Below are 11,562 nucleotides of genomic sequence, written 5' to 3'. Positions count from 1 at the left end.
GCTAAACGTTGAATTCCTCAGGACCAGTTGCGGCGATCCCGCCAAGCTTGCTTCTTGAATTGGATGGTATGAAATTAGAGCACCGCTCTAACCCGACGTCTGCCCCGTAATCCATGGACACGGCGTTTCGCGCTCGTGATCAATCGGGCTTTTTATTCATTGGCGCGCGCGCTCTTGCTAACGATCGGCCATTCCTTCGATGTCGGGGGAGTACGGGTCCAGCAGTGACACGACGACCTTGCGCTCGCCTTCGAACGGGTTGCGGCCATGCGCGAAGCGCATGTTGTCGACAAGCAGGACGTCGCCTCGTTGCCATGGAAACGTGATGGCGCATTCGCGGAACGCGTTGCGGATCTGCTCGATGTCGGCGAGATCGAATGGACTCCCGTCGCCATAGCAAGCATTGCGCGGAACTCGGTCATGGCCGAACAGGCTGACGATCGAACTGGCGAGCGATGCTTCCAGGTTCGAGATATGGAATAGATGTGCCTGATTGAAGAAGACCCTGTCGCGGGTGACCGGATGGTAAGCCACGCCCTGGTTGACCTGTTCGGTGCGTAACGTGTCGTCGTCGAGCCATTCGAGCTCGATGCCGTTGTCCGCGCAGAAGGCCGCAACCTGGCTGCGGTCGCAGGTCTGAAAGACGGTTTCCCACGGAATGTCGACGTGCCGCCGGTAGTGCCTGACATAGCGGACTCGTTTCGCCTCGAAGTTCTCCAGGATGCGCGGTCCGATCCTGCGGCTCACCTCCCGCATGTCGGCAATCGGCGTTTCGCCGCCGGTCGTGGCCGGAGTCAGGCAACAGAATGCAACGCTCAGCGGCCAGCTTCGTTGATACGCGTTTTCGCAATGAAGGGCGATTGTCTCGCTCGGCGGATACTCGGTTGCGGTGAATATGCCATTGCCGATCGAGGTGCGCGGCGTGGAACGATAGACGTAGTCGGACTTACGGGCCGAAATCGCGTTGGCAAACGCTTCGAAGCCGCCCACGGATGAAACGTCGAAGCCGCGAAACAGGAGCGCACCGTGTTCCAGAAGTCGGGATTCGAGTTCCACCCGGTTGTCGTTCACCGCCAGCACGATATCGTGCCTGTTCGCGTGCCCGTTCGACGCAGGCTCCAGCAGCCACGGAGAGCTCCCCTCGGCAAGCAGCTTGCGTTCCGTCATGCCCAGCATCGTCGATAGTCCTTTTCTGAACGTGGATCACGGCGAAACCCGAACCGGTCGGTCTGCGTGGTCGCGCCGCGGTGCGGCTAGGCGCGACAGGCCGCTTCCACGGCATGCTCGAAGCGATTGAGAATCTCGTAGATATCCGCTTCCGAAACGATCAGCGGCGGCAGGAACCTGAGTACCGCGCCGTTGCGGCCGCCGGTTTCGATAATGAGTCCGTTTCGCAGGCAGTTCAGCTTGATGGCTTTTGCCAGTTTTGCATCGGTCGGGCCGGTGTGGCCATTGGTGCCGGGTACGACGACTTCAGCGCCGATCATCAGGCCGCGGCCGCGTATCTGGCCCAGGCAGGGGAAGCGTTCGGCCAACCGTTCGAGGCCGGCAACCAGTAGCTTGCCGACTCTGTCCGCGTGCGCCGACAGATCCTCTCGTTCGACGATGCGCATGGTCGACAAGCCGGCCACCATCGCAATCTGGTTGCCTCGAAAGGTGCCGGCGTGCGCGCCTGGCGGCCAGGTGTCCAGACGCTCGTCATAGACCACCACCGATAACGGATAGCCGCCGCCGAATGCCTTCGACAACACCAGTACGTCCGGCCGGATGCCGGAATGTTCGATGGCGAACAGGGCGCCGGTTCGACCGAGCCCGGTCTGCACTTCATCGACGATTAACGGGATTTCATGCCGCAGCGTCAGGTTGCGCAACTCGATCAACCACGCGTCGGAAGCAGGGATGCAGCCACCTTCGCCTTGCACGATTTCGACAATGATCGCCGCCGGTTTTGTTATCCCGCTTTCGGGATCGGACAGGACGGTCCGAATATAGTTGATGCTGAGTTGATCGGTCGCCGAGCCGTCGGTGCCGAACGGGCAGCGAAAAACATAGGGATAAGGCAGGAAATGAACATCGCGTCCATTGCCGCCGGCCGATTTGGGCGTGAGATTTCCCGACGCGGCGAGTGCGCCGGCCGTCATGCCGTGGTAGGCGCCGTGGAACGCCATGATCGTCGAGCGGCCCGTATAGTGCTTGGTCAGCTTGACAGCCGCTTCGACGCCATCCGACCCGCTGGGACTGCAAAACTGGATCTTGCCGGATTCGGCGATCTTCTTGGGCAAGAGCGAGAAAAGCTGCTCGACGAACGCGTGCTTTGCCGGCGTCGCCAGGTCGAGTGCCTGTTGCATTTGATCGGACGACAGAAACCGCATGACGGCTTCATTGACTTCCGGGTGATTATGTCCGAGCGCGAGCGTACCTGCATTGGACAGACAGTCGATGTATTCCTGTCCCTCGGAGTCGCGTACGCGTATGCCTTTGGCATGGGTAAACAGCCGTGGGAAAGATGTCGCGTAGGTTCGCGCCTTCGATTCGACATGCTTAAGATACTCAAGTTCTTCCATGCTCGGAGATCCGGCTTGCTAGGCGGATTGATGAACACTGGCGCACGAGAATCGCTTCATCCTGGCCAATGGCGTAACGGTACGGCCAGATTGGAGCATGGTCTCCCTATCACGTCTGTCACGTAAAAATGGGACACAGGCCATGCAACGTCACTCCGTCATGCCATCGCCTCCCGATCATCGAAGCGTGGCTTTTGGACGTGGCGTCAAGCCGGCAGGGTCGAGCGGAAATAGTCGATGGTCCGCCTGAGCCCCACTTCGAGCCCGACCGTCGGCTCCCAGTCGAGGTGGGCGCGTGCGAGGCTGATGTCGGGGCAACGTTGTGTCGGATCATCCTTCGGCAGCGGACGGAATACGAGCCGCGACTTCGAGCCGGTCAAGCGCAAAATGATCTGCGCAAGTTCGCTGACCGCGATCTCGTGCGGATTGCCGAGATTGATCGGGCCGGTGAGGTCCGCGGGCGTGGCCATCATCCGGATCAAACCGTCGACCAGATCGTCGACATAGCAGAACGCTCGGGTCTGGCTGCCGTCGCCATACAGCGTGATGTCGTCGCCGCGCAGCGCCTGCACGATGAAGTTGGAAACCACGCGGCCGTCATTGGGATGCATGCGCGGCCCGTACGTGTTGAAGATGCGTACCACCTTGATTCGTACGTTTTGCTGGCGGTGATAGTCGAAGAACAGGGTCTCCGCGCAACGTTTTCCTTCGTCGTAGCAGGCGCGCGGCCCGAGCGGGTTGACGTTGCCCCGGTAACTCTCCGGTTGCGGATGCACATCGGGGTCGCCGTACACTTCGCTGGTCGAGGTTTGCAGAACGCGTGCATGCGTGCGCTTGGCGAGCCCCAGCATGTTGATCGCGCCCATCACACTGGTCTTGGTGGTCTGCACGGGATCGAATTGATAGTGGATCGGCGAGGCCGGACAGGCGAGGTTGTAAATCTCGTCCACCTCCACGTACAACGGAAAGGTCACGTCGTGGCGCAGCGCCTCGAAGCTCGGGTTGCCGAGCAGCGCAGCCACGTTCTGCTTCGTGCCGGTGAAATAGTTGTCGACGCACAATACGTCGTGACCGAGTTCGACCAGACGCTCGCAAAGATGCGAACCGAGGAAACCCGCGCCACCTGTTACGAGGATTCGCTTTCGATTACGTTGCACAATTGCACTCCAAGTATCGCGCGCAAGGAAGCGACGCGCGGCCTCCAGGCATGTTTGACCGGCCCGCGGCTCCGGCATGGAAGCCGATAAGGCGCGCGAGCCTCTTCATTCGACGATCACGGCAGCGGCCGGCACGCCGATCGCGAGGATCGGCCCGTCATGCTTGCAGTGCGCTCGACGCAACGTGTTCCTCACGCCGCAGGCGCGCCGCGATGATGCCGGCCATCGCCCGCATTTCGCTTCTCATAAAGAAATGATCGCCTTCGATGACGTGAAAATCGAAGTGCCCGGTCGTCTCGGCGCCCCAGCCTGCAACGGCATCAACGGGGACCTGTTCATCCGCCCGGCCCGCGAACGCGGTGATGTCCACCGCTAGCCTGCGCCCTGGCACGGGCCGGTAGTTTTCGATCAGCGTGAAATCCGCACGCAGCGCCGGCATCAGCAGCGCCATCAGTTCGCTGTTGTCCAGCACCGGCTTCGGTGTGCCGCCCATCTCGTGCAGAGCATCGATGAAGGCGAGGTCGTCCAGCGCCTGCATGCGTCGAACAGTTCGCTCCTTGCCCGGTGCGGCGCGCCCGCTCAGGAACAGATGCCGCAGGTTCGGTTGCGCGTGGGCGGGAAGCCGCAGCGCCAGTTCGACGGCAATAGCCGCGCCCATGCTGTGTCCGAGCAGCGCAAAGGGACGATCGAAGCAGTTGCCCAAGTCGCCCAGCAACACGTCGATCAGCGTCGACATGTCTCGTACGGCAGGCTCGGACAGGCGGCTGCCTCGGCCTGCAAGTTCATGACGATGCACTTCGATGCCGGGCAACAAGGCTTGCAGCGCACGATAAACGGCGGCCGAGCCGCCCGCATAGGGAAAACAGATCAGACGCATGCGAGCGGGTGCGCGAGCGGCTCACGTGCTACTGGCGCACAGGAGATCGCGCTGCGGAAATTCACGTGTTCGGCGTTTTTCACCATCAAAGTTCCAGTCATTGTTGCCATGGCGATGCATCGGCAATCTTCACGTGGAGAGAAACGGGCGCGACAGCCAAGCGCGCGTCGGTTCACACTCCGATAGCCGGTTCTTCATTGCTGTACAAAGGCAGTGCGTCAAGCACACCGGAAGTCATGGACGCATTGATTTGCTTCATGAAAATTCAAGGCGCGCGCCGCTCGGATTCGGAATACGCCCGATCCGGTTTGGCATGAGTTAAACATGAGGCCGCGTGGATGTATGTCGTAGGAAAAGGGGACGCGCGTGGTCGTAGATGTCGAATCCATCCCCTGATGGCATATCTGGATTCAGATGTTCATCTGCCGGCTATTTGAAAATGTCCGGGTTTAAGGTTGGTTTTGTTGCGTTTCTTTCCTCGTTTTGACTGTTACGCGGTGTCGAAGGTCGGCGCTTGAACGAGCAGGGCGCTCGCGTCTGGTTCTCCAGTTCTTGCAGACCGACGGTCAGGTTTTTCTGATGGCTTTGCGGTTTGCCGACGTTGCGCCAGATCGATTAAAGACGGTGGTTGGGTTCAGGAGCCCGGCGGATTCGCTCTCCAGTGCATCGGCCCGGTCGTCTCACTAATCGTGACGAACAGCGTGATCGTCTCGCGATCGATACTTTGGGTCAGCTGCTGGCACTGCATGCGACACCGGTCAATGAGCAGGATCGCGCACGGGCCGAGCAATTGGCCCATGCGGTACGGGAAATGGCCGGCCGGAGCGTGGCGCTTGCGTACGTGGATCAGGGCTATACCGGCGAAGCAGCTCGTCAGGCAGCACAGAGCCACGGCATTGAGTAGGAGGTGGTCAAGCACACCGAGGCCAAACGCGATTTCGTGTTGCTGTCTAGACGCTGGGTGGTCCAGCGCAGCTTCGCATGGGCCGTGCGCTTTCGACACCTCGCGCGCGACTATGGACGCTTGCCTCACGCGCTGGCCGGATTCCATTTCCTCGCCTTCGCCTGTCTAATGCTGCCCAAAATCATCGACTTCATTCATATAGGTTCGCAACAGGATCTAGGGAAACCCCTAGGCCGGTCGATCTTGACTTGATGATGCAAGGTTCTAAACTAACACGCATTAGTTGCTGAAGCTCCAGGTTGAAAACATTCTGCGCCGTTGCTTTTCATCGAGCATGAACGTGCATATTGTGGCTGGAGCTTTTATTTTGCCTCGCAGCTAACGCGCGTTAGTAAGCCACATCGGATTTCGGCCGGCATTGCGTCGGCTTGCATTGACAGGGCGAGCGTGTCGTTTCCGGCAACGGCTCCCGCCGTCACTTGTTTCGAACTGCAAATCATTGTCCGCGGATGAGCGGAAGAGAAGGTGAGCCGTACCGGGAGCGCCGGATTGCGCTTGTCAATTACGCAAGGAGACTCACGATGGACGTCCGTTCAACGGGGCGCACTGTTGCGCGCATGAATCTCAAACGCATTGCAAGCGGTTCGGAAACCGGCGGTGGAACCGCGCCCCATCGGCTGCGCGTGCTTGCAGCCGTTGCCGCGAGCGTGTTCCTGTTTGGATGCGACGGGCAATCGGGCAATCCGGTTGCTCGCTCCGTCACGGCGCTGAATGCCGCGGTTGCGATCGACAATGGCGAACTGACCGCGCATGCCAGCAGTTCCGATTCCGCGAATTCCGCTGCGGCACTGGCCACGGCATTCAACCAGGCTGTCGTCGAAGCCCGCAAGCTGAACTTCGTTGCCGACAACTGGACCTTCTTCAGCACGCCACAGCCGGCGGGCCTCGGATGGCCGAGCGCATCGAGCGACGCGCGTTGCCCGTCGTCGGCCCAGGATCTGCAGCCGGGTTATCTCGCGGGCCTGCAGAATCGCTGCGCGTACTACTCGCGAGACTATGTCCATCAAGCGACCGGCGCGTACTACCTCGGCTTCTACGAACAGAACTACCAGATGGCCGATCACTTCGTGAAGCTCATGCACGACAACGGTGGTGCACTGGCGCCTTACTGGGCAATCGGTGCAAACGGAACGGTCTATGAGCAGAATGACGAGTCGCCGGCGCCGTTCGAGATCGGCGAGAACATCGCGAGGATGTACCGGTTGACCGCGGACAGCCGCTACCTGGGTGCGGATTTCACGAACTATACGAACAACCTCAACAACGGTTTTACCAAGGTCAGCAACAACAGCTACGTCAATGCCGAGGGTTTCCGGATGGCGCGGGCCCAGACGAACGGCGAGGCAGCGACCTACAACGAGTTCGTGTATGACCGCGGCAACAACCTGCCGAGCAATCTCGTCATCCTGCTGGGCGGCGATATGGCGGCAAGCGAGATTGCCTATTACCGCGAGGTCTCGGCCTATCCGTCGCTGCTCGCGCAAGGCGATGCGACCAACATGACGGCCCGGTTCGGCACGCTGTCGACAAATTTCAATGGCGACTGGTATCTGCCGGCCGTACAGCATTTCTCGGTGGGGCTCGTCGGCACGACGAGCACGACGTACAACGCGTCGAATTACCAGAGCCTGCAGTACTACGATTACTACGCGCAGGAGCCCAATCTCTTCCCGCTTTACAAGGGCGCGATTACCGATCCGGGGAAACTGGCGAACCAGGCGAACTACGTCGATACGCAGTCGGAAGCGCTCTATCAGGCGCACGGCCTCGCGTATCCGGGCATCGAGTCGCATACCTATCTTCCGACGGCGTTCTACAACGCGAACCGGCCGGATACGGCGTGGAAATGGCTGACGCGGCTGGCGTCGTGGGAATCCGGCCAGGGCGTCACGGGCTATCCGGAAGTTGCGTTCGCAATGATTTCCGACGTGATCACGAAGGTGCTGGGTCTCGAATTCGATGCGCCCAACAAGAAGCTCGTCACGCTCGCGCGACTTCCGTCGTCGTTCCAGGCCGGCAACAACTTCGCCGTCAACAACATCCCGCTTTACTTCCATGACGGCGGCAACACGATTACGGTCAAGGCGGGCATTGCGCAGACGATGACCGCGAACGGCACGATCGAGACGGATTTCATCTACGATTCCGATCCCGCCGCCCAGCCGGTAAGCGGGTTCCACTGGATCGTGAAGTTTCCGTCGAAGGGCAGCAATACGCAATGCAAGGTCGTGCAGACCTGGGCCAACGGCACGCAATCGACGGGATACTACGCGCTGACATCCGATTCGAACGGGGTGCCGACCTGCGGAGGCAGCGATGGCTCGGGGATCTGGATGAGCACCGGCGATCCGAACTGGAGCGTGACCAAAATTGCGGTAACGCTGTCCTCCTGAGCGGCGATCCGGAGAGCGTGCGGATGCATGGCGCATGCGCACGCCGCGCCGGCTGACCGGCGCGGCAGCCATGCGCCGGGCTAAGGGTATTCACTCAATTTCGTTTCCTTGACCTGTTGCCTGCCGCCCCTATACTAAACCGCGTTAGATGGTTGTCAGGCGAGATGTGACGATTGCGCCGGCAGCCTCGGGTATATTCGGGTCGACGATAGATCCGGGGCGGGGATTGCCTTCGCCAGCCTTCCAACCTGTAGCTAAATCGAATCAGGAGTATGGCGTCGTGAGTCGCGTAACCAGTACCCAGGTCGCCGAGCTTGCTGGCGTGTCCCGCACGACGGTGTCGTTCGTGCTGAATGGCGTAACAGGCATGGGGATCAGCGAGGAAACGCGCGAGCGCGTGATGACGGCTGCGAGGCAACTCGGCTATGTGCCGAATGCGATGGCCCGATCGCTGGCCAGTGGCTCCACGAAAACGATCGCGCTTCTGATGCCGCATGGCGATCACGTGCATGTCGATGTCGACGCCTATCTCCCGCGCTTTCTCGCCGGCCTCAGTGTCGCGTGCCATGCGCACGGCTACAAGGTCATGCTCGAACCCGTGCAGGAGACCGACCGCCCCGGCGCCTTCCTCGATCTCGTGGACAGCGGGCGCATCGACGGCCTGGCCGTCCTGAATCCGCGACGGCTTGACGAAGGGCACCTGCATGTGCTGGCCGAGAAAGGGTTTCCGCTCGTCGTCTTCGGTTCGAACCTGGCCGAGCAGCGTACCGTGTGTGCAATCGGCGTCGACAACCGCGCAGCCGCCCGGCAGGCAACGGAGCACCTGCTGGGGCTCGGTCACGAGCGGATCGCGCATGTCGGTTTTGCGTCGGAGGACTATCAGGTCGTCCGCGATCGTCTGGACGGTTTCCGGCAGGCGATGGCGATGCATCACGTGGACGTGCGTCCCGAATGGATCGCCTTTGCCGACTACAGTTCGCAGAGCGGCTATGACGCGATGCGCGCCATGCTCGCCGGTTCGCCGCGCATGACAGCCCTGTTCGCCGGAAACGACACGATCGCATTCGGCGCAATGGCAGCGATTCGCGAAGCCGGGCTGCGCATTCCGGAGGACATCGCGATCGTCGGCTACGACGACATTCCGCTGGCAGCATTCTCGACGCCCCCGCTGACGACAGTTCGCACCGAGCCGTTCCAGGAGGGGCGCGACGCGGCGGCCACACTGGTCGGGATCATCTCGGGAGATTCACCGGACGGGCTGTATACCCGCGATATCGCGCCACTGATCGTCCGGCAATCCTGCGGCGCGAACCGGAAGACGTAGCAGCACGTACGCCGCGCGACAGAAACCGCACTACTACGTCGCCGATGTGCCCGGCAAGCGATCGCCGGGCACGACGAAAAAAATCACCGGAAAAGGAAGCTCGAAACGGCAAGCGTTCGGAGAATTTTGCAAATCAGTAAGGAATGCGAATATAAAACCGGGTCAGAAAAATCATGAGACGAGAGAATCGAAAAGGTGCGCTCCCCCAGCGTAAATTTCACGCGGCGATACTCGGCGCAGCCATTCTTCATGGCGCCGGGTTGGCGCACGCCGCATGCCCGGCCAACTTCCAGAGCCTGCAGTTCGGCGATCCGGGTTTCGAATCAGCGGGGGCGACGGGCTATGCCTGCCCGACGTCGTGGACGGTCACGTCCGGTGCCGGATGTGCGTCGAACAATCCGCATGGCGGCGGTCGAGCGGCATTTCTGAACGGTGGCGACGGCTACTCCGTGTCCCAGACCGTGACGGCTCCTGTCGCGGGCAACTTCGATGTCTCGGCCTGGATCGCCACGTCCGCCAGCGGCGCGGGCGGCACCTTCTCCGTCCAGGTGGCCGGCCAGACCGCTCAAACTGTCACGCTGCCGTCGACGATCGCGAATTCGAACTACATCAAGTACACCATTGCGCATGTTGCCGTTGCCGCGAATCAGGCCGTGACGATCGCATTCACGTCGTCGAGCGGGCGCGCGTGGATCAATATCGACGATATCGAGGTCGCCCCCTCCGCAGCCAACGATCCGCAACTCTCGTCGGACAACCCGACCGTCGTCGCGCTGTTTGACTGGGCAAAGGTCAAGGCGAATTCGTGGACGCGCATGGCCTGCACGACCGGCGTGACCAACATGGACGAATCGCACCGGAGCGGGCAGGGCGTCGCCACCTATGCGCCCTCCTACTGGGCCGGCTATCCGTTCCGCTCCTATTACTACTCACGCGATTTCGCGCATCAGTTCGTCGGCGCGCACATGCTGGGGATGGATGTGCAGAACAAGGCGATGCTGGCCGCGTTCGCCGCCACGGCGAACGCGGCGCGCGGCGGCTACCCTGTCTGGGCGCTGAACTTCGACGGGTCCATCGGACTCACCGACTATTCGAGCGATACGTCGTTCGTGCGGGAGCTCCCCGCACCGTTCGAGCTTGCGCAGCGCATCGGGGACGGCTACCGCTGGACCGGCGACGCCGATTACGCGGCATCGGGCGGGCCGTTCTACGCATTCGTCAGGAACACCGCGAGTACGTTCGTCGACGCGCACTACGGACCGCTCGTCGACGGCACGGCCAATGGCCGGCAGGTCAAGGTCGCGCAGGAAAGCGGCGCCGACATCTGGGCTGGCGTGGCGAGTTACAACGAAGGCGCGCCGGGCAATCCGGTCGAGGCGGCCGACGCGCTGTCCAGCCAGTACCGCGCGTACGTCGCGATGCAGCAGCTCGCGACGGCGGCCGGCGATACGACGACGGCGACCACTTATGCGACCCGGGCCGGCGATCTGAAGACCTATTACAACGCGCCATGGAGCGTGTATTCGTCCACCGATTCGACCGACGTGGTGCGCTCCTACGATCCGTCGGCAGTCAAGTCGATCGCCTGGGGCGGCGAGATGAGCTGGTTCCCGCCGATGAAAGGGATCATGAACCCGGGCGCGCGCCGCGACCGGTACATGGGATGGCTCAACACCACCGCGCTCGGCCAGGCACCCGCCAACCTCGAAGCCGCGACCTATCTGCCGGACGCATTCTTTGCGGTTCACGACGGCACCACCGCGTGGGCGTGGATGCAATACGTGTACAACCGCATCAACGACGTCCACGGCGGTTACGGCAACAACTTCGTCAACGGAGACTATCCGGAGGTGTCGTTCACGCTCGTCGGCCAGGCGATCGCCGGGCTGCTCGGTGTCGAGCCCGACGCTGCCGCCGGCAAGCTGACCACCCTGTCGCAACTGCCGGCCACCGGCATGGCGTGGCTGCAGGTCTCGCACATTCCGATCGGCGCGGGGAAAGTCGCCGTGCGACATGACGGCGCCACGCGCAGCATGCTCACCAACGAGAACCCCGCTGGCGGAACATCCTATGCATGGCATGCGCGATTCGCGGGCGTCTACCCAACCGTTACGGTCAACGGCGTGGCGCGTGCGGCGAACACCGAACAACCTGAAGGCGGCGGCGGGGCGACCTACACGTACGTCGACGTGACGGTCGCCCCGCAAGGCACCGCGGTCGTACAGGTTTCGAAATAGGCACGCGGCGTGCGCCTGAACAAGAAGACATTCAAGTGGAGACTGG

At 61.6% G+C, this 11,562-nt stretch carries 8 protein-coding genes; 4 read left to right on the top strand and 4 right to left on the bottom strand.

Going from position 1 to position 11,562, the window contains the following annotated elements:
- Positions 1-177: 177 nt before the first annotated feature.
- The 4 genes from BFF94_RS32515 to BFF94_RS32500 all read right to left on the bottom strand — a co-directional run bounded on the left by BFF94_RS32515 (position 178) and on the right by BFF94_RS32500 (position 4,598).
- Positions 178-1,176: a TauD/TfdA family dioxygenase gene (locus BFF94_RS32515; RefSeq protein WP_128843592.1), complete on the bottom strand. Its 999-nt coding sequence runs from the start codon at positions 1,174-1,176 to the stop codon at positions 178-180.
- Between the two features lie 77 nt (positions 1,177-1,253).
- Positions 1,254-2,564 carry a diaminobutyrate--2-oxoglutarate transaminase family protein gene (locus BFF94_RS32510; protein ID WP_128843593.1) on the bottom strand — a complete coding sequence of 437 codons (1,311 nt, stop codon included), beginning with the start codon at positions 2,562-2,564 and terminating at the stop codon, positions 1,254-1,256.
- A 206-nt stretch (positions 2,565-2,770) separates the two neighbouring features.
- On the bottom strand, positions 2,771-3,721 hold the full coding sequence (locus BFF94_RS32505; RefSeq protein ID WP_128843608.1) for a UDP-glucuronic acid decarboxylase family protein: 951 nt from the start codon (positions 3,719-3,721) through the stop codon (positions 2,771-2,773).
- Positions 3,722-3,878: 157 nt separating this feature from the next.
- A complete protein-coding gene (locus tag BFF94_RS32500) occupies positions 3,879-4,598 on the bottom strand; it encodes a thioesterase II family protein (protein ID WP_128843594.1) in 720 nt (239 codons plus the stop codon).
- 661 nt (positions 4,599-5,259) lie between these two features.
- On the opposite strand from BFF94_RS32500, the gene BFF94_RS38365 reads away from it, so the two are divergent.
- From BFF94_RS38365 to BFF94_RS38040, 4 genes are all read left to right on the top strand, one after another.
- On the top strand, positions 5,260-5,502 hold the full coding sequence (locus BFF94_RS38365) for a transposase (RefSeq protein WP_308286068.1): 243 nt from the start codon (positions 5,260-5,262) through the stop codon (positions 5,500-5,502).
- A gap of 581 nt (positions 5,503-6,083) precedes the next feature.
- Entirely contained in the window at positions 6,084-7,955 is a 1,872-nt protein-coding gene (locus BFF94_RS32485) for a hypothetical protein (protein WP_128843597.1), read from the top strand.
- A gap of 166 nt (positions 7,956-8,121) precedes the next feature.
- A complete protein-coding gene (locus tag BFF94_RS32480; RefSeq protein WP_246637466.1) occupies positions 8,122-9,279 on the top strand; it encodes a LacI family DNA-binding transcriptional regulator in 1,158 nt (385 codons plus the stop codon).
- A gap of 296 nt (positions 9,280-9,575) precedes the next feature.
- Entirely contained in the window at positions 9,576-11,516 is a 1,941-nt protein-coding gene (locus tag BFF94_RS38040; RefSeq protein WP_372454362.1) for a carbohydrate-binding protein, read from the top strand.
- Positions 11,517-11,562: the final 46 nt, after the last annotated feature.

Source organism: Burkholderia catarinensis (assembly GCF_001883705.2).
GTDB classification, from domain to species: Bacteria; Pseudomonadota; Gammaproteobacteria; order Burkholderiales; family Burkholderiaceae; genus Burkholderia; species Burkholderia catarinensis.
Note: the sequence above shows the minus strand (reverse complement) of the source record. Positions and strands in the feature narration are given on the sequence as shown.